This window comes from Sphingomonas sp. FW306-05-A, from assembly GCF_058782275.1.
The window spans coordinates 21,685-48,061 of the sequence record NZ_JBYSXN010000002.1; the positions used below are offsets into that span (position 1 = coordinate 21,685).

21 protein-coding genes and 2 tRNA genes are annotated in these 26,377 nt (G+C 65.4%); 11 read left to right on the forward strand and 12 right to left on the reverse strand.

Annotated features, from left to right (window positions below; all coding sequences use genetic code 11):
* Positions 1-16: 16 nt before the first annotated feature.
* Both AC3WJR_RS08965 and AC3WJR_RS08970 read right to left on the reverse strand, forming a co-directional pair.
* Complete coding sequence (locus AC3WJR_RS08965; RefSeq protein ID WP_492724317.1) at positions 17-2,800, reverse strand: autotransporter outer membrane beta-barrel domain-containing protein; 2,784 nt, start codon at positions 2,798-2,800, stop codon at positions 17-19.
* A 93-nt stretch (positions 2,801-2,893) separates the two neighbouring features.
* Entirely contained in the window at positions 2,894-3,319 is a 426-nt protein-coding gene (locus AC3WJR_RS08970; protein WP_492724319.1) for a flagellar biosynthesis repressor FlbT, read from the reverse strand.
* 245 nt (positions 3,320-3,564) lie between these two features.
* On the opposite strand from AC3WJR_RS08970, the gene AC3WJR_RS08975 reads away from it, so the two are divergent.
* Positions 3,565-4,386: a flagellin gene (locus AC3WJR_RS08975; protein WP_354284522.1), complete on the forward strand. Its 822-nt coding sequence runs from the start codon at positions 3,565-3,567 to the stop codon at positions 4,384-4,386.
* 339 nt (positions 4,387-4,725) lie between these two features.
* On the opposite strand, the gene AC3WJR_RS08980 is transcribed toward AC3WJR_RS08975, so the two are convergent.
* The 4 genes from AC3WJR_RS08980 to AC3WJR_RS08995 are packed head-to-tail and all read right to left on the reverse strand — an operon-like array spanning position 4,726 to position 8,628.
* Positions 4,726-5,037, reverse strand: a complete 312-nt coding sequence (locus AC3WJR_RS08980; protein ID WP_492724321.1) for a cytochrome o ubiquinol oxidase subunit IV — start codon at positions 5,035-5,037, stop codon at positions 4,726-4,728.
* Positions 5,034-5,636, reverse strand: coding sequence for a cytochrome c oxidase subunit 3 (locus AC3WJR_RS08985; RefSeq protein ID WP_492724323.1), 603 nt, complete (start codon positions 5,634-5,636; stop codon positions 5,034-5,036). The genes AC3WJR_RS08980 and AC3WJR_RS08985 overlap by 4 nt, the downstream gene beginning before the upstream one ends.
* Positions 5,633-7,720, reverse strand: coding sequence for a cbb3-type cytochrome c oxidase subunit I (locus tag AC3WJR_RS08990; RefSeq protein ID WP_492724325.1), 2,088 nt, complete (start codon positions 7,718-7,720; stop codon positions 5,633-5,635). The genes AC3WJR_RS08985 and AC3WJR_RS08990 overlap by 4 nt, the downstream gene beginning before the upstream one ends.
* Positions 7,717-8,628, reverse strand: a complete 912-nt coding sequence (locus AC3WJR_RS08995) for a cytochrome ubiquinol oxidase subunit II (RefSeq protein ID WP_492724328.1) — start codon at positions 8,626-8,628, stop codon at positions 7,717-7,719. The genes AC3WJR_RS08990 and AC3WJR_RS08995 overlap by 4 nt, the downstream gene beginning before the upstream one ends.
* Positions 8,629-8,961: 333 nt before the next feature.
* Between AC3WJR_RS08995 and AC3WJR_RS09000 the strand changes: the two genes are divergently transcribed.
* The 3 genes from AC3WJR_RS09000 (at position 8,962) to AC3WJR_RS09010 (ending at position 15,110) form a co-directional block, all read left to right on the forward strand.
* Complete coding sequence (locus AC3WJR_RS09000; protein ID WP_492724330.1) at positions 8,962-11,424, forward strand: TonB-dependent receptor; 2,463 nt, start codon at positions 8,962-8,964, stop codon at positions 11,422-11,424.
* A gap of 568 nt (positions 11,425-11,992) precedes the next feature.
* Complete coding sequence (locus AC3WJR_RS09005) at positions 11,993-13,756, forward strand: ABC transporter permease (protein WP_492724331.1); 1,764 nt, start codon at positions 11,993-11,995, stop codon at positions 13,754-13,756.
* Positions 13,757-13,790: 34 nt separating this feature from the next.
* A complete protein-coding gene (locus AC3WJR_RS09010; RefSeq protein WP_492724332.1) occupies positions 13,791-15,110 on the forward strand; it encodes an ABC transporter ATP-binding protein in 1,320 nt (439 codons plus the stop codon).
* 264 nt (positions 15,111-15,374) lie between these two features.
* Here AC3WJR_RS09010 and AC3WJR_RS09015 read toward each other — a convergent pair whose 3' ends face one another.
* Positions 15,375-15,722: a hypothetical protein gene (locus tag AC3WJR_RS09015; protein ID WP_492724334.1), complete on the reverse strand. Its 348-nt coding sequence runs from the start codon at positions 15,720-15,722 to the stop codon at positions 15,375-15,377.
* Positions 15,723-15,840: 118 nt separating this feature from the next.
* Here AC3WJR_RS09015 and AC3WJR_RS09020 point away from each other — a divergent pair, with 118 nt between their 5' ends.
* Positions 15,841-17,100 carry a hypothetical protein gene (locus AC3WJR_RS09020; RefSeq protein ID WP_492724336.1) on the forward strand — a complete coding sequence of 420 codons (1,260 nt, stop codon included), beginning with the start codon at positions 15,841-15,843 and terminating at the stop codon, positions 17,098-17,100.
* A 57-nt stretch (positions 17,101-17,157) separates the two neighbouring features.
* Here AC3WJR_RS09020 and AC3WJR_RS09025 read toward each other — a convergent pair whose 3' ends face one another.
* The 5 genes from AC3WJR_RS09025 to AC3WJR_RS09045 all read right to left on the reverse strand — a co-directional run bounded on the left by AC3WJR_RS09025 (position 17,158) and on the right by AC3WJR_RS09045 (position 21,241).
* Positions 17,158-18,363: a glycosyltransferase family 4 protein gene (locus AC3WJR_RS09025; protein WP_492724339.1), complete on the reverse strand. Its 1,206-nt coding sequence runs from the start codon at positions 18,361-18,363 to the stop codon at positions 17,158-17,160.
* Positions 18,360-19,406: a Gfo/Idh/MocA family protein gene (locus AC3WJR_RS09030; RefSeq protein ID WP_492724341.1), complete on the reverse strand. Its 1,047-nt coding sequence runs from the start codon at positions 19,404-19,406 to the stop codon at positions 18,360-18,362. Before AC3WJR_RS09030 ends, AC3WJR_RS09025 begins: the two co-directional genes overlap by 4 nt.
* 3 nt (positions 19,407-19,409) lie before the next feature.
* Positions 19,410-20,558, reverse strand: coding sequence for a Gfo/Idh/MocA family protein (locus AC3WJR_RS09035; protein WP_492724343.1), 1,149 nt, complete (start codon positions 20,556-20,558; stop codon positions 19,410-19,412).
* 131 nt (positions 20,559-20,689) lie between these two features.
* Positions 20,690-20,765: transfer RNA gene (locus tag AC3WJR_RS09040), tRNA-Ala, on the reverse strand.
* 158 nt (positions 20,766-20,923) lie between these two features.
* Positions 20,924-21,241 (reverse strand): TIGR02300 family protein, encoded by a 318-nt coding sequence (locus AC3WJR_RS09045; protein WP_354284600.1) that lies wholly within the window; start codon positions 21,239-21,241, stop codon positions 20,924-20,926.
* Positions 21,242-21,349: 108 nt separating this feature from the next.
* On the opposite strand from AC3WJR_RS09045, the gene aroA reads away from it, so the two are divergent.
* The 6 genes from aroA to AC3WJR_RS09075 all read left to right on the forward strand — a co-directional run bounded on the left by aroA (position 21,350) and on the right by AC3WJR_RS09075 (position 26,300).
* Positions 21,350-22,687: a 3-phosphoshikimate 1-carboxyvinyltransferase gene (aroA, locus tag AC3WJR_RS09050; protein ID WP_492724345.1), complete on the forward strand. Its 1,338-nt coding sequence runs from the start codon at positions 21,350-21,352 to the stop codon at positions 22,685-22,687.
* A complete protein-coding gene (locus tag AC3WJR_RS09055; RefSeq protein ID WP_492724347.1) occupies positions 22,684-22,941 on the forward strand; it encodes a CBU_0592 family membrane protein in 258 nt (85 codons plus the stop codon). Before aroA ends, AC3WJR_RS09055 begins: the two co-directional genes overlap by 4 nt.
* Complete coding sequence (cmk, locus tag AC3WJR_RS09060; RefSeq protein ID WP_492724349.1) at positions 22,938-23,561, forward strand: (d)CMP kinase; 624 nt, start codon at positions 22,938-22,940, stop codon at positions 23,559-23,561. The genes AC3WJR_RS09055 and cmk overlap by 4 nt, the downstream gene beginning before the upstream one ends.
* A gap of 409 nt (positions 23,562-23,970) precedes the next feature.
* The gene (gene rpsA, locus AC3WJR_RS09065; protein ID WP_354284491.1) at positions 23,971-25,698 is read left to right on the forward strand and encodes a 30S ribosomal protein S1; all 1,728 of its coding nucleotides are present in this window, start codon (positions 23,971-23,973) and stop codon (positions 25,696-25,698) included.
* Positions 25,699-25,852: 154 nt separating this feature from the next.
* The gene (gene ihfB, locus AC3WJR_RS09070) at positions 25,853-26,134 is read left to right on the forward strand and encodes an integration host factor subunit beta (RefSeq protein WP_354284489.1); all 282 of its coding nucleotides are present in this window, start codon (positions 25,853-25,855) and stop codon (positions 26,132-26,134) included.
* Positions 26,135-26,217: 83 nt separating this feature from the next.
* A tRNA-Leu gene (locus AC3WJR_RS09075) sits at positions 26,218-26,300 on the forward strand.
* Positions 26,301-26,377: the final 77 nt, after the last annotated feature.

Below are 26,377 nucleotides of genomic sequence, written 5' to 3' on the forward strand. Positions count from 1 at the left end.
CCGATGGCCCCCGACGTCACCCGTTCAGGCCGAACACCGTCAACGTAAGGTCCGGTTTGCGCGTGGTTACGACCGCGCTGCTCTGGATCCGGTCAAGCGCCGCCTGATAGCTTGCGGCTTGTGCAGACGCCCGCGTGACCGCCGCCTTGCTGCCCTTGGCCGATCCGCCGTTGGCCAGCGCAGCCTTGGTCGAATCCCAGTAGAGCGAGCGATAGCCGGTCTGGGTGATCGACATCGCCTGCTTGACCGCGTTGAGCGCGATCCCCGCGTCCTGCGCGGACGCCAACGAGAGGCCGGCGGAAAGGCCAAGCCCGAATTGCCCACCCGGCGACACCTTTGGGGCACGCGCCGCGCGCACCGGCGGCTGCGACAGGATCTGCGGATCGATCCCGATCTTCGCCAGCACGTCCTGTCCCGGCGGCCCCGCGATCAGTTCGATCGTCGCGCCGCCGCGCGCGGTGATCTGGAACGCGCGGCCGTCGCCCTTGATCGTGCTCGCGACGCTTGCCTTTCCGCCGGTGAGCAGTCCGACGCGGCTGGCAAGCGACGCGACCGTGTCGTTCGGGCCGATCGTCAGCTTGATCGCGGCCCCGCGGTTGATCCGGATCGAGACGCTGTCGCCGACGCGGACGCTCGTCTGCGACACCAGGTTCGCGGATACGTCGGGGGTCACCACGCCGCGATTGAGCCCGAGCGCCTCAAGGATCGTGTCCCCGCCCGCCACCGCAGCGATCCGCACCGTGCCGGTTCGCGCACCGCTGGTGCCGAACTGTTCGACCGTCTCGATCGCGCCGGTCGTCGGATCGATCCGCCCGACGAAGCCGTCGACCGCGCCCCGCTTGGCGGTGCCCAACGTCCCGCTCGTCCGCCCGCCGACGTAGAGCGCATCGCCGAGGAAGCCGACGCTGTCGATCTGGTCGTCCCCCGCCGTCGCCAGATAGGTCGTTGCGACGCTGGTGAAATCGGCGCTGATCCGCGTGACGAACCCGTCGCGCGCGCCACCGGTTGCATTGACCTGATCGCCCGCCACCGCCCCCAGCGTCGCGCCACCGATTGCGATTGTACCGTCTGCCGCCACCGCCAGTGCGCGAGCCTGTGCGGTGCCGAGCGAGACGCTCCCCGATGCTGGATAAAGGTCATTGGAATCATAGCGTTGCAAGACACTCGTTGTACCCTGTTGCAACAGCGCGAGGACCTGTCCGTCGCGGCCGAACGCCAGCGCGCTGACACGGTCGTCGCCACCGGTGTCGAGCACCTGCTGGTCGGTGACCTGCCCCTTTGCATCGAGCCGCGCGAGATACGCATCCCCGCCCCCGGTCGAAGCCCTCCCGCCGAGGAAGATTGTCCCGTCGTCGGCCACCGCCACCGCGGTTGCGCTGTCGAAGCTCGAGGTCCGGATCCGCTGCAGCATCTGTTCGTCGCCATTGCCCGCAAAGCGCGCGACGACCATTGCGCTGCCGTTGGCGATGGGGTCTGCGCCGTCGGACACCGTCCCCGCAATCACCACGCCGCCGCCGGGCGCCAGCGCGAGTGCGGACCCGGTCGACGTTCCCGGCGTCCCCAAACTGCGCTGCCACAGCACGGTCCCCGCGCTGTCGCGCTTGGACAGGAACAGCATCGGGTTGCCGTTGGAAAGCACGCCGCCAAGATCGCCCTGCGTCGTCCCGAGGACGTAACTGACGCCTTGCGGATCGACCACCAGCGCACTGACCGTCGTTTCGGCCGTCACGGGTGGCGGGGGTGGCGGTGTCACGCGGGGTTTGCCGGGGGTGGGCTTGATCGTCGGCTGGGGTCGCAACGCGGCGGTCGCGGTCGCCAGCCGGTCGGTCGCCGCGATCGTGCCGTCGAGCCGCTGCTCGATCGTCCCGTCGGGGGTGTCGAACCGCAGCATCTGCACTCTGGTCGCGGACGTCGTCCCCGTCACGTCGGCGGCGGCGACCACCGTCGCGGGTGCGCCGGGTTGGTCGATCGTGATCCGTTCGTTGCCGGTCCGGTCGATCGTCAGGCCCCAGGCGTCGCCGGTCTTGGTGACGCGAACCTTGACGTCCCAGCGCGGGATCACTGCCCCGTCGGCGGTATATTGGATCGCGCCGGCGGCATCGCGCGCCGGGATCGCCGCTATCGCGGTGGTGATCGCGGTGGCGATGCCGTCGAGCGTCGGGGGCTGCGGGGTCTGTGCCAGGTCGATGTCGACCACGTCGCTCGTTTCGCGCTGCGACAGCGTGATCCGCAGCCGTTCCGCCCCGCCGACGCCGGGCACCGTGGCGTACCGGTCGGCCACCACACCCTTGCCGACGATCGCCGGAATGACCTTTGGGCCACCGATCGCGATGCTTTCGGCGCGGGTGTGCGGCTGATCGAACGCAAGTTGCAACTGATCGCCCAGCGTCGTGCCGAGGTAGCCGCGCAGGTCTTTCAATCCGCGCTCGAAGCTTTGCTGCAAGCTCTTGCGCTGCGCTTCATTTGCGCTGCTGCTCGCCGCCGCCTGCGCCAGCACGCGCAACCGGTCGAGCGCCTTGTAGGTGGTGAAGTCGGTCTGGACGTCACGCGGCAACGTGCCAGAGGCGGACCGCGTGTCGACGATCGTCTTCATCGCCTGCACCGCCGCGACCGAAGGCGACGGGGTGCGCGTTTGCGTCCAGGGGGCCGTCGTCGCGGGGGTCTTGAACTGGGCGCGGGCGGTGCGTTGCGCGGTGGTCTCGGTGGCAGCGCCGCCCACGCTCACGCCATAGGTGTCGAACGCGTTGGTTCGCGTCAGCAGGCTCAGGCCGGCAAGGCTATTGGAGACATCCGCCGCCATGGATCGTCACTCCGGGTCAGGACCCTTCTGGGTCACTTCCCATGATAGACGGCGGGCAAACCTCCGGTCGCGGGGGCGCACATTTTTGCGGAATCAATGCAGCGATGCTTCCGCCTGCGCGCCCTCGCCCTGCCCGCGTTCGAGCGCGGCGGTTTCATAGGCGATCAGTTCGCGGCAGTCGGCGAGCGCGCGGTAGAATTCGCCCGCCGCGATGTGCCGTGCGAAGCTGACGACCATCGCCTTGGCGGTCTCCGACTGGATCGCGCTGAGCAGCGCGTGGACCAGCAGGACGACCTGATCCTGATAGCGATCGCGCGCCGGTTCATCGATATACGCCATCATCGCCGCAAAATAGAGCCGCCGCGCGGGGGTGTTGGCTTGCTCGGGCGTCATGATCTCGCGCTCGCGCAGGACCGCGGCATGGTTCTCGACCGCGAGCCGCGTCCGCCCGAGCGCAACCAAGACCGCGCCGTTGACGACGACCTTCTCCCCTTCCCGCAACCAGATCTTGAGCGCCACGACCGTTCCTTCCGCACATCCTTGGGCCATCATAGACGCCGGGCGGCGCGCGCGGTGCCGACCCGGAATTTTTTGCCTAGCTGCTCGATCGGGCCTTCATCAAAAGGTTCGTCCACGCCGCTTAACCATCAAAAAGCCCGGTGCGTGAAACCGCGGCCCCAACCGCTTTCTAAAAAGGACGCATGCCCCGCTTGTCGCGGCGCATCGGCTGCAGAAGCAGCCGTCTTTTGAGAAGGAATGTTATCATGGCAATGTCGGTCAACACCAATACCGCCGCCCTTACCGCGCTCCAGAACCTGAGCATGACGACCAACGAACTGGCGACGACTCAGAAGCGCATCAGCACCGGCCTCAAGGTCTCCTCGACCAAGGACGATTCGGCTTCCTACACCATCGCGCAGACGCTGCGCGGCGACGTCGGCAAGCTCGCATCGGTCGGGTCTTCGCTGAGCCGCGCAAAGAGCACGGTCGACGTGGCGGTTGCGGGAACGCAGCAGATCTCCGACCTCGTCAACCAGATGGCCGCCAAGGCCACGTCGGCGTCGGACGCGGGCCTCGACACCAACAGCCGCGATGCGATGGGCAAGGATTTCGACGCACTGAAGGAGCAGATCCAGTCGATCATCGACTCGTCGAGCTTCAACGGCACCAACCTGCTCCAGGGCAGCGGCGGTAGCGTCAGCGCACTCCAGTCCACCGATACCACCGCAGCAACGCTGGATGTCGCCAACCAGGACTTCGACACGGACGTCATCGACGCCATCGGTTCCACGTTCACGGACGCGGCATCGGCCAAGACGATGATCGACACGTTGAAGGACGTTTCGACGACGATCAACGCAAGCCTCAGCACGCTGGGCTCGGCGTCGCGCAAGATCGACGGCCAGGCAAGCTTCGTCAGCAGCCTGTCGGACGTGATCACGAGCGGTATCGGCAACCTCGTCGATGCGGATCTGTCGAAGGAATCGGCCAATCTGCAGGCGTTGCAGGTCAAGCAGCAGCTGGGCGTGCAGGCTCTCTCGATCGCCAACCAGGCGCCGCAGAGCATCACCTCGCTGTTCCGCTAAGACCACCGAAACCCGACGCCGGACCTACGGGTCTGGCGCCGGGACCAGAGATCGTCGGCACCTACCCCCCCTCAGGGTGCCGACGTTGCGACAGGGGCCGGCCGGTACGCTCCCTTGGCCCGCTGGCCCCTGTCCTTTCGTAATTCTGGCGCCGCGAAAAGCGCGATTCCACTTCCGATGCGCTTCCTTTTTACAAGCCACTTCCCCGGCGAAGGCCGGGGCCCAGTCGCGGAACGTGGATTGTCGAACGCTGCGCGAAGTTATTTCGACCTTCGCGACTGGGCCCCGGCCTTCGCCGGGGAAGCGGAATTTGGGGGAGCGGGGGGACAGAAGCCCCCGCTACATCATCCGCCCCCGCAAATTCATCAGCAGCACCAGCGTGCCGCCCACCATCATCACGATGATCAGCGTCGAGAACAAAATCAGCTGCAGGTCATGCCGCGACGCGCGCTGCATCGTGATGTGCAGGAAGCAGCGGAAATGCACGATTGCCTGAACCAGCGCGAGCCCCAGCACGATCGCCAGCGTCGTCCCGGCCGCGAAGGACGGCCACACCACCGCCGCGAACGCCGCGCCGGTCAGCGCAAGCGCGAGCAGATAGCCCACCGCATAGGTCCGCAACTCGCAGCGGCGTTCGGTCCCGTTCTTCATGCGATGTGTCCGCCCAGATAGACGACCGAGAAAATGGCGATCCACACCACGTCGAGGAAATGCCAGAACAGCCCCAGCCGCAACAGGTTGAGCTTCACGCGCCGGTCGAGCCCGATCACGCGGACCTGCACGATCATCACGATCAGCCAGAAACACCCCGCGACGACGTGCAGGCCGTGCAGCGGCACGAGCGCGAAGAAGGCGGACAGGAACCCGCTGCGGCTCGGATAGGCACCGTCCGCGACCATGTCCGCAAAGTCCTTTGCCTCGAACCCGAGGAAGACCAGCCCCAGCCCCAGCGTCACGAACAACCAGAAGAACAGCACGCGGCGCGGCTCGTCATATTTCATCGCGACCGATGCGCGCCCGAACGTCGCGCTGCTGGTCAGCAGCAGCAGCGTCTCGATGAATGCCGGCAGCAGCTTGAACTCCGCCGCCGCGGTCGGCCCGCCCGCGGTCGCCTGCGTCATCGTGCCATAGGTCGCGAACAGCAACGCGAAGATCACCGCGTCGCTCATCAGGAAAATCCAGAAGCCGAACAACGCGGTATCGTCCTGTTCTGCGTTCGGTTGTTCGATCTCGGTCGCTGTCTTGCTCATCGTTCCGCCAGCCCCTGATTGGCAGTCGTCATCTCACGCTGGCGCGGGATCGCCTGCGCTTCCGCCAGCGCTGCGCGCCAGCGGCGGTCCTCCCGTGCGACGTCCGCCGCCAGCAGGATACGGTGCTGATCGCGCCCGAAGCTGCGCGTCACCAGCGCCGCGATCACCACTACACCGCCCGCGACCCCGAGCCACCACATGTGCCAGATCAGCCCGAACGCCGACACCGCCGCGAACACGCCGATCGCGACCCCGCTCGCGCTGTTGCGCGGCATCACGATGTCTTCGTAAGCGTAGGGCTCCGCATAGGGTGGCGCCTGCTGCTCGGCGTGCTTGCGCCGGTAGAAGATGTCGCGTCCGTCGACATTGGGGACGACCGCGAAATTATACTCGGGCGGCGGCGATGCGATCGACCATTCGAGCGTTCGCCCGTCCCACGGATCGCCCGCGAAGACGCGCAGCGCTTCGCGGTTGCGGATGCTGACGACGAGCTGCACGAACAGCGACCCCAGCGCGCAGAACAGCACCCCTGCCCCCGCCATCGCAACGTAGAGCCACGGGCGGAACGCGGGATCGAAGATCTCGTGCGTCCGCCGCGCCATCCCGCTCGCGCCCAGCACGTAGAGCGGCATGAACGCGAGGTAGAAGCCGACCACCCAGCAGGTGAAGGCGATCCGCCCCCATTTCTCGTCGAGCCGGAAGCCGAACGCCTTGGGGAACCAGTAATGATAGCCCGCGATCATCCCGTAGAGCAGCCCCGGGATCAGCATGTTGTGGAAATGCGCGACCAGGAACAGCGTGTTGTGCACCAGATAATCGAGCGGCGGCATCGCCAGCAGGATCCCGGTGAACCCGCCCAGCACGAAGGTCATCATGAACGCGAGCGCATAGAGCATCGGCACGGTGAAGCGCACTTCGCCGCGGAACATGGTCCAGATCCAGTCGTAGATCTTGACCCCCGTGGGCACTCCGATCGTCATCGTCGCGATCCCGAACACCGCGTTCAGATTGGCGCTTTGCCCCATGGTGAAGAAATGGTGGACCCACACGGTAAAGCTCAGCACCGCGATCACCATCGTCGCGAGCACGAGCGAGGTGTAGCCGTAGAGTTCCTTGGTCGAGAAGGTCGACACGACCTCGGAATAGACCCCGAACGCGGGGAGAATCAGGATGTAGACCTCGGGATGGCCGAACAGCCAGAACAGGTTGGCGTAGTTCATCATGTTCCCGCCGAGATCGTTGGTGAACATGTGGAACCCGAGATACCGATCGAGCGCGAGCAGCGCCGTCGCCACGGTCAACGGCGGCATCGCGAAGATCATCAGGATCGACGTGCACAGGCTGGTCCAGCAGAACAACGGCATCGCCATGAACGCCATCCCCGGCGCGCGTTGCTTGTAGAGCGTGCAGGCGATGTTGATCCCCGCCATGGTCGATCCGATCGACCCGAGCGACACCGCCCAGATCCAGTAATCCGGCCCGACGTCGGGACTGAACGCGATTTCGGTGAAGGGCGGATAGCCCGTCCACCCGCCGGTCGAGAATTGCCCGACGACCAGCGACGCCATCATCAGTCCAGCGCCCCCCGCGGTAAGCCAGAAGGCGACCGAGTTCGCCCAGGGAAACGCCATGTCGCGCGCGCCGATCTGGAGCGGCATGACGAAGTTGATGAGGCCGGTCAGGAACGGCATCGCCATGAAGAAGATCATGATCGACCCGTGCGTGCTGAACAGCTCGCCGAAATGGTCGGGGGTGAGGAACCCCGGATTGTTGATCGCGACCGCCTGTTGCCCGCGCATCAGCACCGCCTCGACCAGCGCGCGCGACAGCATCACGAAGGCGAGCGCGATATACATGATCCCGATCTTCTTGTGATCGAGGCTGGTCAGCCACTCGCTCCACAGATAGCGCCACTTGCCGTAACGGGTCAGCAGCAGCGCAACGACGATCGCGCCGACCACCACCAGCCCGCCCGCAAACGCGCCGACCAGTTCGCTTGCGCTGGGGTTCATGATCGCGCGGACGAACGGCAAGTCGCGCCATTCGAAGCGGCCGAGCAGCAGCGGCCAGACCGGGGTGTTCATCGTGCGTCCTTCGCCTTCATCGGCATGCCGTGCATCGTTCCTGCGGAGCCCGGGCCACTCGTTTTTGCGATCACCTGTGCGAACAGGCCGGGCTGGACCGTGCCGAAGAACACCGGCTGCGGGGCAACCGAACGCGTCGCGACCTGCGCCCACGTCGTCTGGTCGAGCATCCGCGGCGCGGCATGCGCGCGGCCGAGCCACGCCTGATAGTCTGCGCCCGGAAGCGCCAGCACGGTGAACCGCTCGCGCGCGAACCCGGCCCCGTTATATTGCGTGTTCTTGCCGAAATACTGGCCCGGGCGGGATGCGGCGAGATTGAGCTCGGTGGTCATCCCCCCCATCGCATAGATCTGCCCGGCAAGCCGCGGGATCAGCATCGACTGCATCACCGTCGCGCTGGTCAGCCGGATATGGACGGGACGGCCGACCGGCATGGCGAGCTGGTTGACCGTGGCGATGCCCTCGTCGGGGTAGATGAACAGCCATTTCCAATCGAGCGCGATCGCCTGGACCTCGATCGGCGCGGCGCCGGGCAGCTTGCGATACGGATCGTCGATGTGGGTCCACGTCCACAGCAGCACCGCGAGGACGACCACGATCGCGATCGGCGGGATCCAGATCAGTGCCTCGACCCACCAGGAGAAGTTCCAGTTCGGGCGATAGGCGTCGTCGGCATTGCCCAACCGGTAATGCCACGCGAACAGCGGCGTCAGCAGCAGCACCGGCCCCGCGACGAACACCAGGATCGCGGAGACGATCAGGAACAGCTGGCGCTCGTGCGTCGCCACCGGCCCCGCCGCGGCGAGAAACCCATGGCCGAGCGCCGAGCATCCGCCGAGCGCCACCAGCAACCCGACCGATATAGCCCAACGGGCAACCGGCAACCGCACGAACTCGCGGCGAATCATCGTGAACGCGTCCCTTCGGCTGCGGACCCCACGTCCGTATGCCGCGCGGGTGCTTGCGCCATCGGACGCCGCATGTCGACGGATTGTAACGAAATTTGTCTGCGTTGCGGAAAGCACCCGTAGTCGCCCCGGTTTCCCCCTTCCCAGAATGCTGACAAAAACGAAAAATCCTCTCGATCTCATGCCAAAAATGCATATGGGGATCGCATTACTGGATAGGTCATCCGTGCAGGGGCATGATGACCGCGACGGGCAACCCGGGCCACGATCCGCAAGGCGAACACGCGGCGGATGGACCTGAGCGGCCCGTCCGCATGACACTTGGGGGGCACCATGACACCACTTCCGCGCTTTAGCAGTCTCGCCGCGCGTTGGGCCGCATCGGCGGCGCTCGTCGCCGTGTTCGCGCCATTGGCCGCACAGGCACAGTCCGCGCCACCGGCCGAACCCGCGCCATCGACCGAACTGACCGACATCGTCGTCACCGCCAATCGCGCGGGCGCGCAATCGTTGCAGAACGTGCCGATCGCGGTGTCGGTCGTCAACGTCGACCAGGTGACCAAGTCGGGCCAAGGCAATCTGTCCGATCTCGCCAAGTTCACCCCCTCGCTGTCGATCACCGAAGGCGCGCCGGGGTTCAACAAGTTCAACATGCGTGGCCTCGCGACCGGACCGTATCGTACCTCGGACACGTCGGATCGGTCGCTCGTCGCGGTCTATCTCGACGATACGCCGATCTCGGTGCAGGGCCAGACGCCCGACCTCAAGGTCTATGATCTCGAGCGCGTCGAGATCCTGCGTGGGCCGCAGGGCACGCTGTTCGGCGCGGGATCGATGGCGGGGACGATCCGCTTCGTGACCGCCAAGCCCAACCTGACGCAGGCGTTCGGCACCGCCGAAGCGGGCGTGGTGACCACCGAACACGGCGAGCCCGGCTTCAACTTCCGCGGCATGCTCAACGTGCCGCTGGTGACGGATACGCTCGCGCTTCGCACCAATTTTTATGTCGGGCGCGACGGCGGGTTCATCGACAATATCGGGCGACGCCGGAAGGAGGACGCCAACCGCAACAGCACTTACCAGGGCCGCGCCGCATTGCGCTGGACGCCCGATGCGTCGCTGACGGTGGACGCGTCGATCACCTACGAACGCAGCATCGCCAACGGGTTGAATGCCGCGTTCGACGGGCTCGAGCCGTACACGATCCTTACCAACGGACCCGAAGGCACCGACGACCGCTTCCGCCTCTACACACTGGGGGCGGATTATGACGCGGGCTTTGCGCATCTGATCGTGACGGGGGCCTATACCGACCGCGCAATCGGGTTCGACGCCAGTCTCGAGCCGCAGATCGCCTACTTCTTCGAGGGCAACCCGCCGTTCGGCACCGCGACCTATCCGCTGTTCAGCGCACCGACCGAATATGACTCGTTCATCGCGCGCAAGATCCCCGCGGAACTGTACCAGATCGACCAGAAGCTGAAGGACTATATGGTCGAGGGCCGGCTCGTGTCGAAGCCGGGTGGGCCGGTGGCATGGACGGTCGGCGCATTCTACGAAAAGCAGAAACGCAATCTGCGTCAGGACATTCCGGTCGCCGGGTTCGACCGGACGTCCTACCAGAATTTCTACTATGGCCCGTTCAATACGCCGAACGGCCTGTATGACTCGCAGCTCGTCGATGCCGCGTTCCAGCCCAATGACATCTACTCCGGGCTTCAGAACACCAACGAACATCAGTTCGCGCTGTATGCCGACGGCACGTGGCACGCGACCGACAAGCTCGATCTGACCGCGGGGCTGCGCTACTTCAATTTCAAGGAACGCTATTTCCTGTTCTCGGGCGGCACTTACGGCGTGATCGACAACAAGCCGCTGACGACCAACGCCACGCTCAAGTCGAACGGGGTCAATCCGCGCGCGAACGTGTCCTATCATTTTGGCCCGGACTTCATGGTCTATGCCGAGGCGGCCAAGGGCTTCCGTTACGGCGGCGGCAACCAGCCGGTGCCATTGTCGCCGAGCTACCCCGCGAGCGGCGGATCGATCGCGCAGCAATGCACGCGGCAGCTCGCAGGCTATGGCTATGACGCCGCGCCGCTGACTTTCGGGCCGGACAAATTGTGGAACTACACAATCGGCGAGAAGGCCAAGTTCGCGGACGGCCGCGTGACGCTCAATGCGAGCGCCTATTACATCGACTGGCGCGACGTGCAGACGCGGCTCCGGCTCGATTGCTCGTATTTCTTCACCGACAACAAGGGCCGCATCAGCAGCAAGGGCGTCGAGCTCGAGACGATGATCAAGGCGACGCCCGAGATCACGCTGTCGGCGAGCGGGTCGTACAATGATTCGACGGCGAACGGCGACATCCCGACGGTCGGCGCGTTCGACGGGGATCGCACGCCCTATTACCCGCGCTGGACCGGCAATCTGCAGCTGTTCTACGATCGCCCGGTCGGCAATGGCGCGCTGCACGTGCAGACCGGCTATCAATATCAGTCGTCGCAGACCACGAACTTCAACGAGTTCAGCACGATCATCGCCAATGGCACACTGACCCGCAACGGGTTGAACCAGAGCTTTGCGGTGATCCCCGAGACGCATAACCTGAGCGCGGCGGTGACTTACAACATCGGCCAGTTCGAATTCGGCGTGTACGGCAACAATCTCGCCAATGGCGTGCGCGTGACCGACATTGCGCGAGCGACCTATTACCAGGTCTATCAGGCGGGCAGCCGCGTGACGCTCGCGCGGCCGCGGTCGATTGGTTTCCGCGGGAAGGTGAGTTTCTAGAGGGCGTTTCGGGCCGGCTTCCTGTGCCCAAGCCGTTCGCCCTGAGCGAAGTCGAGGGGCTGCGTGCAGACAGAGCGTCGCTCGCGGTGAGAGCAAGGCTTCGACTTCGCTCAGCCCGAACGGATCGGGGTAGAGATCAGGGCGGAAGCGGAAGCAAACACCAGCCCGTTCACCCTGAGCGAAGTCGAAGGGCCGCGTGCAGACGGAGCGGCGCCCGCGGTGAGAGCGAGGCTTCGACTTCGCTCAGCCCGAACGGATCGGGGTAGAGGTCAGGGCGGAAGCGGAGGCGACCACCAGTCCGTTCGCCCTGAGCGAAGTCCAAGGGCCGCGTGCAGGCAGAGCGCCGCCCGCGGCGCGACCGTTTTGCCAAGCCATTCACGATCGTTTGACAACCGAGCCCGCCCGTCGCAAGCGGCGCAAATCGGCCCGGTGGCCGCGAATCAAGGACGCGAAACAGCAAATGCCAAGCGACAGTAGTCGATTGACCGCGCCGTCGGGGGCGCTTCGCCGGGCCTGATCCGATCAGTCTCGCGCGGGCGCCGTCGACGGCGTCCGATGAGGTGAGACGATGCGAGACTATCCTTCGATCGCGCCGGCCCGGATCATCCGCGGCCTGCGTCCCTTCCCGCGCGCCTGGCGCATCACGACGCCAAGCTGGGCGGACGGAATCGCCTTCCTGCTGCTTGCGGCACTCGCCGTGCTCGTCGCCAAGGGCGCAGCGGGGGTAGCACAACCGCTGGCGGACTTGCGGATCGATCCGGTCTCGCTCGATCCGTGGCACCTGCCGGGCTATGCGCTGCGCACGACGCTGCGGATGTTCGCGGCGCTTGGCGCGTCATTGCTGTTCACCTTCGTCGTCGCGACCCTCGCCGCCAAGAGCAAGCGCGCCGAGATGATCATCGTCCCCGCGCTCGACATCCTGCAATCGGTGCCGATCCTCGGGTTCCTGACGTTCACCGTCACCTTCTTCATGGGGCTGTTCCCGGGGCAGCAGATCGGCGTCGAACTCGCGGCGATCTTCGCGATCTTCACCAGCCAGGCATGGAACATGGCGTTCAGTTTCTACCAGTCGTTGCGCTCGGTCCCGGCGGATCTGGCCGAAGTATCGCAAGGGTTCGCGCTGTCGCCGTGGCGGCGCTTCCTGCGGCTCGAACTGCCGTTCGCGACACCGTCGCTGGTGTGGAACGCAATGATGTCGATGTCGGGTGGCTGGTTCTTCGTCGTCGCGTCCGAAGCGATCAGCGTCGGCAACACGCGGATCATGCTGCCGGGGATCGGATCGTGGCTCGCGCTTGCGATCGACCGGCAGGATTTCCGCGCGGTCGGCTGGGCGGTCGGGGCGATGGCGGTGGTGATCCTGCTGTACGACCAGCTCGTCTTCCGCCCGGTCGTCGCCTGGGCGGACCGCTTCCGTTTCGAACAGACCGCGTCGCAGGATGCGCCGACCAGCTGGGCGTATGACGTGTTCCGCAGGACGCGCTTGCTGCCCGTACTGTTCGCGCCGCTGCGGTGGCTCGGACAGGCGCTGATCGCGCTCGATCGTGCGCCCGTCAAAGCGCGGCGCGCTCCGCGCCCGATCGCACGCCGGTCGCTTGGGCAAATGCTGTGGCTTGCGCTCGTTACGATCACGCTGCTCGCGGCTGCCTGGGTCGTATTCGGCTATGTCGCGCGGCATCTTGCCTGGGGCGATGCGTTGACCGCCTTCGGGCTCGGGATGATCACGATGCTCCGGGTGCTCGTGCTGATCGCGCTGGCGAGCCTGGTCTGGGTGCCGATCGGCGTCTGGATCGGCCTGCGTCCGCGCTGGGCCGAGCGGCTCCAGCCGGTCGCCCAGTTCCTCGCCGCCTTCCCCGCCAACGTGCTGTTCCCGTTCGCGGTCATCGCGATTGTCCATTGGCATCTCGACGTCGACGTCTGGCTGTCGCCGCTGATGGTGCTCGGCACGCAGTGGTACATATTGTTCAACGTCATCGCCGGCGCGAGCGCGATCCCCAACGATCTGCGCGAGGCGGCGGGGATGTTCGGAGTGCGACGCTGGCAATGGTGGCGGCAGCTCGGCATCCCCGGGATCTTCCCGTATTATGTCACCGGCGCGCTGACCGCCTCGGGCGGATCGTGGAACGCGAGCATCGTCGCCGAAGCGGTGTCTTGGGGGAGCGAACGGCTCGAGGCGCACGGTCTCGGCAGCTATATCGCCAAGGCGACAACAGCAGGCGATTTCCCGCGCGTGACGCTCGGCATCGCGGTGATGTCGGTCTTCGTGATCGGCTTCAACCGGCTTCTGTGGCGCCCGCTCTACGCTTATGCCGACCGCCGTTTGCGCCTCGCCTGAGCCCGTTTCCCGAGTCCTCAAGGAGCCTACGATCATGGCCACCCTCGCCTCGCTTGCCCCCGCCCGCCCGCTCGTCGAAATCGAGCATCTGACGCACCGCTACGGCAAGGGCGGGACGAGCGGCGCGTTGCTCGTGCTCGACGATGTCGCGCTGACGCTGGTCGAGAATGAAGTCGTTGGGCTGCTCGGTCGGTCGGGCTCGGGAAAGTCGACTTTGTTGCGCTCGATCGCCGGGCTGATCCAGCCCGACGAAGGCAGCATCGCCTTCGTCCCCGAGGAGGACGGCAGCACACCCAGCGTCAGCATGGTGTTCCAGACCTTCGCCTTGTTCCCGTGGCTGACCGTGCTCCAGAACGTCGAACTCGGGCTCGAGGCGCAGCGCGTGCCAGCAGAGGAACGCCGCACCCGCGCGCTCGCCGCGATCGACCTGATCGGGCTCGACGGGTTCGAGAATGCCTACCCCAAGGAATTGTCGGGCGGAATGCGCCAGCGTGTCGGGCTCGCGCGCGCGATCGTGGTCAATCCGTCGCTGTTGCTGATGGACGAGCCCTTCTCCGCGCTCGACGTGCTGACCGCGGAGACGCTGCGCACCGACCTGCTCGACCTGTGGTCCGAGGGGCGGATGCCGATCAAGTCGATCCTGATCGTCACGCACAATATCGAGGAAGCGGTGCTGATGTGCGACCGCATCCTCGTCTTCTCCTCTAACCCCGGACGAGTCGCCGCCGAGATTACGGTCGACCTGCCGCAGCCGCGCGACCGGCTCGATCCGGCGTTCCGCGCGCTGGTCGACGACATTTACGCGCGCATGACCGCGCGCGCTACGCCCGAACCCGCGCAGGACGGCGTGTTCCCCGGCAGCGGCATCCAGATGGTCTTGCCGCGCGTGTCGACCAACGCGCTCGCCGGCCTGATGGAGGAAGTCGATGCCCCCCCCTTCGACGGACGCGCGCCGATGGCGGACCTCGCGGATCAGCTTCAGCTCGAGATCGACGACCTGTTCCCGATCGCCGAAACGCTCCAGCTGTTGCGCTTCGCGGAACTTCAGGGTGCCGATATCCTGCTCACCCCGGCGGCGCGGCGCTATGTCGAGGCGGACGTCGACGACCGCAAGGCGATGTTCGCGCGCGCTTTGCTCGCGCATGTCCCGCTGGCGCAGCACATCCGGCGGATCCTCGACGAGCGCAGCGGGCATATCGCCCCGGCGCGGCGGTTCCGGGACGAACTGGAGGACCATATGTCCCCCGACTATGCCGACGAGACGCTGCGCACCGTGACGCATTGGGGACGCTATGCGGAGGTCTTTGCCTATGACGAGGACGACGACCGCTTCTCGCTCGAGGACGCGGTCTGAGCCCTGCGTTTGGTGCGGTGCAGAATCGCGCCGCTACAACGCCATGCACCGCCCCGTCACAAGACGCTGGGCGTAACGAATATTTTTGTCTGAATGACGGTGAAACGTGGCGCAACTATGCCAAAGCGTTTCCGGCGTGCTTTGCCCAATATCAAAGAACCCAGTAGAAGCACTGTAACGCCAGTGTTTTCCAGTTCTGGCCATATCCCTTCTTATACATTCTCCCGAACAGTGGCGGTCGATCGGATTCTTCCGATCGACTCGCTATGGCTGAACATCTCGTGCTGGCGTGCGCACAGCACCGCAAGGAAAGTAGAAATCGGTGTCCAACAACAAGGTTGCAGAGTCTTCCGTCGGCGACGCATCGTCTGCGTCCTCCCGCAAAAAGGTCATTATCGGTACGCTGCTCGGCGCAACGATCATCGGCGGGGCATTCGCCGCCGGGGTTGGGGGATCGAGCACGAGCAACGGTTCCTCCACGCCGGTCATCGTGGTGAAGGGCAAACCCACGCCGACGCCGACGCCGGTACCAACACCGACGCCAACGCCGACGCAGGTACCGTCACCCGGCGCGGAAGCATTTGCGATTGGCATCAACGTGGCGGGCAGCAATTACTATAGTCCCGAACGTACATTCGCCAATCTGGCCTTCGCCACGGGAGCGTGGCGCAATCCCTCCGCATCCTGGGCAGATGTTCCCAAGGCGAAGCTGACCGCAGGTGGTACGCCGTTGATCGACGCGGCCTTGTTCCTCAACATTCCGCAGACGGTCTGGGCCGGGAAAGCCACGCAAATCAAATGTACCTGGAGTGGTAGCGGCACGATCCGGATCTCCGGCGCTACGCAGACGGCTCCCGCCAATCACGCTGTTACGTTTACCTGGCCGGGGCGGATTGGAACGACGCTTCCAAGCATGTTGCTCTATGTCGATTCAGTCAATGCATCGGATCCCCTTGCCAATCTCGACTGCCGCGAACCCGGCTTGGTAGCAAATGGCGTGTTCGATCAGAGGAGCGTGGACGACCTGAAATCCTATCGCGTACTGCGCTTCCTCGATTGGTCCGATGCCAACGGCAACCCGGCCAGCGTGACGTGGGCGGCTCGCTCGGTTCCCCAGCGTCTCGTCCAAGACGGCACTGACGGCATTGCCCTCGAACATATGGTCGATCTCGCGAATGCGGCCGGCTCGGATCCGTGGTTCACGGTGCCGTGGAATGCTGACGAGGGGTATGTCCGGGCACTGGGCAAATTGGTGCACGACCGACTGGCACCCGGTCGCAAGGCCTATTTCGAACTGTCGAATGAGACCTGGAACTATGCGTTCCCGATCGGCAACGTCGTGCTGAACGAGGGCTTGGCACGAAACCTGTCCCCGGATCGCTATTCGAATAATCTTCTGCGCTATGCGGAAAAGTCCGTCTGGTTCCACAAGCTGTTGACGTCTGCCTTTGAGGACAATCCGGCACGTCTCGTGCGCGTACTGAATCTGCAGAACGGCAACGGGTCCGGCATCGATCAGATGATGAACTTCCGAGATACCAAGCAATGGGTCGATGCCATCGCAACCGCGCCGTATTTCGGCCACAGCCTGTTACGGACGGTCAACGTCGGGGTAACGGACCTGCCAACGCTATTCGCCTCGCTTGAAACGATGCGAGCTCAGACGATCGAACTGGCGGTGTCGGACAAGGCCAGCGCGACCAAATGGGGCAAGCGTTATCTCTCCTATGAGGGGGGGCAACACATTGTTCCGCCGGCGGCCAGCGCGGACGTTGCGATGCGGATGCAGCGCAGCCCGCTGATGCACGACATCTACCAGCGCTATCTGAGCGACTGGAAGACCAAGGTGGGTGGTACGGTGACGCTCTATTCGGCGACCGGCGCGATCAACCAATATGGGGCGTGGGGTATTCGGGAATATGCGGGGCAACCCGTTTCCGAAACACCGAAGCGCCGTGCGGTCCTGGAGGCGATTGCCGCCAACCAGTAAAGCTATGCAAGCGCGGCAGGACGGGCCTCGATGGCCCGCCCTGCCGTCGCTTCGCGATTAGCCTGCCACCGTGACCGGCGAGACCAGTGCACGTTCGAGCAGTTCGGCCGAACGGGTCGCGTCGTGCCGCGCTTCGATCCGGCGACGGCCTTCCTGCCCGAGCGCCATCAACTGCTCCGGCGATGACCGCAGCGCCGCGCGGAGGGCATCTGCGATCGCTTCGACCGAGCCCGAGGGGAAGATCCAGCCGCAGCCGTCATCGACCAGTTCGGGGATCCCCGCGATCGTCGTTGTCAGCACCGGACGCCCCAGCGCCAGCGCTTCCATCAGCACGATCGGCAACCCTTCGGCGTAACTGGGCAGCAGCAAGGCCGACGCGCGCGTGATCGCGCTGCGGACTCCCGGCGCATCTGCCCAGCCGAGGATGCGGACATGGTCCTGAACCCCGTGGCGCAGGATTTCCGCCTCGATCAGGGCGCGGTCTTCGCCATCGCCGATCAGGTCAACCTGCACCTGCGGGAATTCCCGACACACCATCGCGACTGCGGCGGGGATCAGGCTTTGCGCCTTGTTCGGGCAAAGCCGGCCAACGCAGACGAACCGCCCCGCTTCGCCGGGGGTGGCCGCCTGCGTGAACTTGGTCAGATCGATCCCGCAGTGGATGATCTGGACCTTGGCCGCATGATCGGGCGCTTCTTCCAGAATCCGCCCACGGCAGTATTGCGTGATCGCGACGGTGAAGGCCGAATCGGCAACCTTGCGGCCCAGGGCGTTCTCTTTCGGATCGACCAGCTCGTCGGGGCCATGCACCGTGAAGCTGTAGCGCGCCCCGCCAAGGTGATGCGCGAGCAGCGCGACCGTCGTGGCATTGGTCGAGAAATGCGTGTGGACATGATCGATGCCGAGCGCCCGCGTCCGCCGCCGCAGATAGATCGCCTGCAACAGATAGTTGACGTTCTTGGCGAATCCGCCGCGCGACTGGCTCAGCACGTGGCGGAACACCGGCAGCGTGCGCAACAGGCCGCCCGGGTTGACCAGCGGCTCGGCCAGCGCGGACAGGATCAGCCGACCGAGGTTGCCCGTCAGCAGATATTCGGTCCGCCCCTGCTCCGCGATATCGTCGGGATCGAGCAGCTTGCCTTCCCAATGCCGCACCGCGAAGCGCTTCACCGGTTGACCGAGCGCTTCCAGTTGCTCGATTTCCCCGCGGATGAACGTTGTGCTCGTCATCGGGTAGGAGTTCATCAGATAGGCGAGCTTCATCGGCGATCTTCCCGTGCGGCATCGAGCACGCGCATGACGTCCAGGGACAATTCCACCGGCAGTACGGGGCTCTCGATCGCACCCGACCGGTAAAGATCCCGGAAATGCAGCAGCTCGGGGACGTAAGGACTAGCGCCAAACGCGGCGAAGCGCGTCTTGCGCATCCGCGCGAGGTCCGCCAGCCGCCGGAAGGCAGGCCGCGCCTTGATGCGGTCGCGCAGACCGCTTTCCCCCGTCGGGCGCGATGGCGGCGCGACCGTATCGAGCGCGATCTTCTCCGACGACAGCAATGGCGCGGCGACCGTCACCGCACCACGCTCGCACCCGATCGTCATCGCATTGCCCAGCAGCGCGGTAAGCGATGCGGAGAGTTGCGCGGTCGCGCCGCTTGCATGCGTGAGCAACAGCGCAGCCTCGGTATCGATGCCGTTCGCGCCACGCGTGATCTGCGCGCGCACGTCCACCACTGGCCCCAACGCCAGCCGCGCGAGCGTCACCAGATAGACCGCGCGGTCGAGCAACACACCACCCCCCACCGCGGCATAGCAGCCGGGATGGCTCGCGGGCGTGGTCGGATAGCCGAAGCTTGCGGACAAATGCCGCACCGGCCCAAGCTGCCCAGACGCGACATCGGCAAGCGCGGTATGGACCGCCGGAAGGAACGGCGTCGCGACCGCTTCCATGAACAACACGCCGGTGCGCCGCGCGGCCGCAACGACTCGCTCGGCCTCGGCTGTATCGACCGCGAACGGCTTTTCGGTCAGCACCGCCTTGCCCGCTTCCATCGCCTTGATCGCCGCCGCCGCGTGATCGGCGCTATTGTTCGCGATATAGACCGCGTCCACGCCCGGATCGGCGAGCACTGCGTCGAGCCCGGGGAAAGCGGTCGCGATCCCAAGCGCGTCCGCCACGCTCCGCGCTCGCTCGGCGCTGGCGGAACAGATGCCGACGACGGTCAGACCCGGCACATGCCCGATCGCGGCGACCATTGTATGCGCGATATAGCCCGTGCCGATCACCGCGACGCGAATGTCCTGCGCCATCGCTCAGGACCCCTGCACGCTGGTCCGCTGGCCCGCCCAGTGCGTCACCGGCGACGGCGTGAAGCGCGTCGTCATGTGCTGCGCGCCGGTGTTCTCCCCCGCTGACTGGATCGCGAGCGATACCTCGGTCAGATGCAGCGCGAAATCGCCCGCCTGGCGCGCCTCGCGCCCCGCCGCGATCGCGTCGAGCATCTCCGCTGGCCCAAGCATGAAGTTCATCGATGCCGCGCCGCGACGCTTGACCGTGGGGTGGCGCGTGAACGCGGGCGACGGGACCTTGCGCGCGATCGGGCTATTGATCATCCGGCGGCGGATGACGTGCCGCGTCCGCACCTTGACTGCCGCGCGATTGTCCCAGGATTCGGTGACGCTCGCCACGCCACGATCGCCGATCACGCGGATCCGGTGGTCATGCGGCGCGAGGATGCTGCACGTCAGCCGCGCGACCACCCCGCTTTCGAAGAACAGCGTCGCGGACGAATAATCGGGTGCGGTCTCTGCGCTGGTCAGGCCGGACACGTCCGCCAGCCCGGCCGACGCCGACACCGTCGTCCGCACTGGGCCGAACATCGCCATCAGCCACGTCAGATAATAGCCTGCATGTTCGAGCGTGCAGCCGACGACGAGCTCGTCCTCGATCGGCCACGGCGTCCCCGACTCGCTCTTCCACTTGGTCAGTGGCGCCTGCGAAATGTAATCGTCGTCGAGTTCGGCATAGACCAGCTTGGGCACGCCGATCCGCCCCTGCTCGACCGCGAGCCGCAACGTCTGCGCGGCTTCGCTGAGAAGGCTGCACGGCGCCGAGGCGATCTGCAGACCGCGCGCCTTGGCGAGCGCGTGGAGCACGACCGCATCCTCCATCCGCATGCTGAGCGGCTTCTCGGAATAGACGTGCTTGCCCGCCTCGAGCAATTGCCGGCTGACCTCGAAATGCGCGTGCGGGTTGGTGAGGTTGAGCACCAGCGTCGCCGGACCGGTCAGTACCGCATCGATGCTGTCGACCGCGGGAAGCTGCCAGTGCGCGCAAAAGCGCTGCAACCGCTCGGCGTCCTTATCATAACAGGCGACGACCTGAATATCAGGGAAGGTGCGCAGCGAGGCCGCGTAGAGATCGGCCACGAACCCCGTACCGATGATCGCCACTGTGCGCATGATTTCCCAACTTCGAATAGGCGTAGGCCAAATGGCGGATGGGAGAAGCGTCTAGCTTAGGGTTTTGGGGTTCGCAATGCGAAGGGGAGTGTCATGCCGAGACAATGGAAGTCCATCGGTATGACGAAAGATGGTGGAGCCGAGGGGGATCGAACCCCTGACCTTTCGCATGCCATGCGAACGCTCTCCCAGCTGAGCTACGGCCCCATCGTTTCTGCGCTGACCCAGTGGGTCTGCGGCGGGAAGGCGCTGCCCCTACCGAGGGGCGGCGCGGTTGGCAAGCGCGGAACGTCGCTTTGCCGAAAATTCGAGAAAATTTTATCGCGACCGACCCGCGCGCCAAGGCGCGCGGGTCGGTCCGCCGATCAATGCTCGTCGTCTTCCGTGGGCGCTTCCACGCCGAGGTCGTCGTCGCCGCCGAGATCGACTTCGTCGTCGGGCGAGGGCTCCTCGTCTTCACCGGTGTCGATATCCTCGTCGTCGCCGGCGAGATCGTCGTCCTTCTTGACCTGCTCGGGCTTGGCCTGCTCGAACGGCAGCGGCTGCTTCGACTTCAGGATGGGCTCGGGCTCCCAATGCGCACCGCAATTGATGCACGTGACGGGATCTTCCTTGCCCAGATCATAGAAGCGGGTAGCGCATTTCGGACACGTACGCTTCGTGCCCCATTCCGGCTGTATCATGGGCCGATTGACCTTCTTCAAAATTGAATTTGAGAGCTTGCAACGCGAACGCCGCAAAGTGGGGCGCGCCTTGCCATAGCGCAAGCGCACTGTCAAAGCGCAGGGCCGATGCAGCATCCCGCCCCCACCCCGCTCGAAATCCCTTCCTCCGGTCCGCTGGCAGGACGCGTCCGCGTTCCCGGCGACAAGTCGATCAGCCATCGCTCGCTGATGTTCTCCGCGCTCGCGGTCGGCACCAGCCGGGTCGAGGGGCTGCTCGAGGGCGAGGACGTGCTCGCCACCGCCGCGGCACTCCGCGCGATGGGCGCGACGATCGTGCGCGGCGACGATGGCGTGTGGACGATCGACGGCGTCGGGGTCGGCGGGTTGCTCCAACCCGCGGGCGCGCTGGAGATGGGCAACAGCGGCACGTCGACGCGTCTGCTGATGGGGCTGGTCGCGAGCCACCCGATCACCGTGACCTTCACCGGCGACGCTTCGCTGTCGAAGCGCCCGATGGGCCGCGTCATCACGCCGCTGTCGCAAATGGGCGCGGAAGTCACCGCGAGCCCCGGCGGGCAATTGCCGCTGATGCTGCGCGGGATCTGCCCGGCGATCCCGATCAGCTACACCCTCCCCGTCGCTTCGGCGCAGGTGAAGTCCGCGGTGCTGCTCGCGGGCCTCAATACGCCGGGGGTCACCCGCGTGATCGAACCCGTCGCGACTCGCGATCATAGCGAGCGGATGCTGCGCGGGTTCGGCGCGGACGTGACGGTCGAGGAGTCGCCTGAGGGCAAGATCATCTCGATCCGCGGCGAGGCCGAACTCAAGCCGCAGCAGATCACCGTTCCCGGCGATCCCTCGTCCGCCGCCTTCCTGGTGGTGGCCGCGACGATCGTGCCGGGGTCGGACATCACGGTCGAGAATGTCGGCCTCAACCCGACCCGCGCCGGCCTGTTCACCGCTTTGCGGATGATGGGCGCGAGCATCGAGGAATGCGACGCGCGCGACGTCGGTGGCGAGCCGGTCGCCGATCTGCGCGTCCGCTATGCGCCGCTGTCGGGAATCGAAGTGCCCGCCGACCTCGCGCCGAGCATGATCGACGAATATCCGATCCTGTTCGTCGCCGCCGCCTTCGCGAGCGGTACGACGATCGCGCGCGGCGCAGAGGAACTGCGCGTCAAGGAATCGGACCGGATCGCCGCGATGGCGGCCGCACTCGGTGCGATCGGCGCGCGGGTGGAAGAAGTCGAGGACGGGATGATCGTCCACGGTTCGGGCGGCGCCCCCCTCCCCGGCGGCGCGACGATCGCGACGCTGCTCGATCACCGCATCGCAATGAGCATGGCGGTCGCCGCGCTCGCTTGCCATACGCCCGTGACGCTCGACGACATGTCGCCCGTCGCCACCAGCTACCCCGCGTTCTTCGACCAGATCGCGCAACTCCAGGGTGCCACCGACCGATGACTGCCTCCACTGCCGATTTGATCGGGTTCGTCGGCGCGCTGACGATCCTGATCGGCTATGCCCACCAGACGCTGCGCAACGCCGCGCCCGATCTGTTCTCCACGCTGCTCAACTTCCTCGGCGCGGCGCTGCTCGCGCTGTCGCTGAGCGTGAACTACAATCTGCCCGCGCTGTGCCTCGAACTCGCCTGGGCGGCGATCGCGGCGTTCGGGCTCGTCCGCATGACCGTGGCACGATCGGGAGCGCGTGCATGATCATCGCCGTCGATGGACCCGCCGCCTCGGGCAAGGGCACGATCGCGCGCGCATTGGCGCGGCATTACGACCTGCCATATCTCGACACCGGCCTGCTGTACCGCGCGGTCGCGGCGCGGGTCGCGCAGCTTGAACTCGATCCCGCGATCGAGGCGGATGCCGTGGCGGCGTGCGATTTCGAGGATGCGCTGCTCGAGGACGCCAGTCTGCGCAGCGACGAGATCGGATCGCTTGCTTCGGTCGTCTCGGCGCATCCGCTGGTGCGCGCGGCGCTGTTCCACCGGCAGAAGCGGTTCGCTTATCAGGACGGTGGCGCGGTGCTCGACGGGCGCGACATCGGCACGGTGATCGCCCCCGACGCCGACGCCAAGCTGTTCGTCCGCGCCACCCCCAACATCCGCGCGAAACGCCGCCACGCGGAACTCAAGGAGCGCGGATCAACGCTCAGCCTCGATAAGGTGCTTGCCGACATCCGCGCCCGCGACCTGCGCGACTCGACCCGTGCGACCGCGCCGTTGGTGCCCGCGCAGGACGCAGCATTGCTCGACACGAGCTTCCTGTCGATCGAGGCCTCGGTCCAGCGCGCGATCGCGATCGTGGATGCGAGAACCGCCGCCTGACGGATGCTCTCCTGCGCAAGCAGCAACACAGGGTTACACGGCACAACGCCTGCACCTCTGGGCCCCTGCTTGCACAGCAGGATGCGCGTGCATTGGCGTCAGCAGCGCTCCCCAGATCGGCGGCATATTCCACCCGACGCCAACCACCGTCGCGCCACCGCGCCACAAGCGCCGGCACCTTGCTTTTCACCACCGCTTCGGCTAGGGCGCGCTGTCCGATTGGCAGGCATTCCTGGTCAGGAAGGCGCGGAGATTTATCCTCCTGCGCCTTTTTCGCGTTTTGCGGAAAAACCTTTCCCGTGCCCGCTGACTGGATGTCGCGTCCGGCATTCGGTCGTCGCGGCAATATTGGCCAAGACCGCCGGAGACAACCGGCTGGCCGGAACATGATTTAGGAACGCATCACTTTATGGCCACTCAGCCAAACCCAACCCGCGACGATTTCGCCGCCCTTCTCGAAATGACCCTCGGCGGTGCCGACAGTTTCGAAGGTCGCGTCGTCAAGGGCACCGTTACCGGGATCGAGAACGACCTCGCCGTCATCGACGTCGGCCTGAAGTCGGAAGGCCGCGTGCCGCTGCGCGAATTCGCGCTGCCGGGCCAGAAGGCAGACCTCAAGGTCGGTGACGAAGTCGAAGTGTTCGTCGACCGCGTCGAGAACGTCCACGGTGAAGCAATGCTGTCGCGCGACCGCGCACGCCGCGAAGCCGCATGGGACACGCTCGAAACCGAATTCGCCAAGTCGGCACGCGTCGAGGGCGTCATCTTCGGCCGCGTCAAGGGCGGCTTCACGGTCGACCTCAACGGCGCCGTGGCCTTCCTGCCGGGTTCGCAGGTCGACATCCGCCCCGTGCGCGATGTCACCCCGCTGATGGATATCCCGCAGCCGTTCCAGATCCTCAAGATGGACCGCAAGCGCGGCAACATCGTCGTGTCGCGTCGCGCGATCCTCGAAGAGACCCGCGCCGAGCAGCGTTCGGGCCTCATCCTGTCGCTGGCTGAAGGCCAGATCATCGACGGCGTCGTCAAGAACATCACCGATTACGGTGCGTTCGTTGACCTCGGCGGCATCGACGGCCTGCTCCACGTCACCGATCTCAGCTACAAGCGCGTCGGCCATCCTTCGGAAGTTCTCAACATTGGCGATACCGTCAAGGTTCAGATCATCCGCATCAACAAGGATACGCAGCGTATCTCGCTCGGCATGAAGCAGCTCGAGAGCGATCCGTGGGAAGGTGCAGCAGCGAAGTACCCGGTTGGTGCCAAGCTCACCGGCCGCGTCACGAACATCACCGAATATGGTGCGTTCGTCGAACTGGAGCCGGGCATCGAAGGCCTGGTGCACGTTTCGGAAATGTCCTGGACCAAGAAGAACGTCCACCCGGGCAAGATCGTCTCGACCTCGCAGGAAGTCGATGTCGTGGTCATCGAGGTTGATCCCGACAAGCGTCGTATCTCGCTTGGTCTCAAGCAGGCGATCAACAACCCGTGGGAGGCCTTCGCTGAAGCGCATCCGATCGGTTCGACCGTCGAAGGCGAAGTCAAGAACGCGACCGAATTCGGTCTGTTCATCGGCCTCGACAACGACGTCGACGGCATGGTCCACATGTCGGACATCGCCTGGGGCGTGTCGGGCGAGGACGCGCTCAACCTGCATCGCAAGGGCGAGGTCGTTCAGGCGATCGTGCTCGACATCGATGCCGAGAAGGAGCGGATTTCGCTTGGTATGAAGCAGCTCGAGCGTGGCGCACCGGCGGCAGGCACGGTTGCAGCAGGCGGCAATGCGTCGTCGGGCCTCAACAAGAACGCGATCGTCACCGTCACGGTGCTCGAAGTGCGCGATGCAGGGCTCGAAGTGCAGGTCGGTGACGACGGCGCGACGGGCTTCATCAAGCGGACCGATCTCGGCCGCGATCGTGACGAGCAGCGTCCGGAGCGTTTCCAGGTCGCACAGAAGTTCGATGCGATGGTGACCGGTTTCGATCGTTCGAAGAAGCCGACCTTCTCGATCAAGGCGATGCAGATCTCCGAAGAGAAGCAGGCTGTTGCACAGTATGGCTCGTCCGACTCGGGCGCGTCGCTTGGCGACATCTTGGGCGCAGCGCTCAAGGCACAGAACAGCGATACCAAGAAGTAAGACTATTCAGGGGTCGTTCGAAAGAACGACCCCTGTCTCTCTTTTGACGTCGTAATTTGCCTTTGTACGTTGGTGGAGTTGCGGTAAATCAGTGCCGATACGGCCTTATCCATACCGTGGGGGCATGGGTCCGTAAGGGGTGGGAAAAAACGCAATGATCCGTTCCGAACTCGTCGAGATGCTCGCCAACGAAAACCCTGATCTGTCGCCGCGTGATGTCGAAGCGCTGGTCACGACATTTTTCGAAGAAATCACCAAACGCCTGGCCTCGGGAGGCCGTGTCGAGCTTCGTGGCTTCGGCGCCTTCTCCACGCGCCCGCGGGACGCCCGTACGGGCCGCAACCCGCGCACCGGCGAACTGGTCGCGGTCGACGCCAAGCGCGTCCCCTATTTCAAGCCCGGCAAGGAAATGCGGCAGCGACTCAACGTCGCCTGACGCGAACATCCCGTACGTGCCAGGACCGCAAGCGGCATCGTCCGCTTGACGCAGGCCGCAACTTGCGCTTGGCACGTCGCGTTGCGGACGTGGCGAAATCGGTAGACGCAGGAGACTTAAAATCTCCCTCTTCGGAATGCGGGTTCGAGTCCCGCCGTCCGCACCAAGCTCCTGGCACTGCACACTTTCAATCCGGGGACGCCGGCGCGGGTCCTGCACGGACCCGGCCCGGCGCCTGTTGAC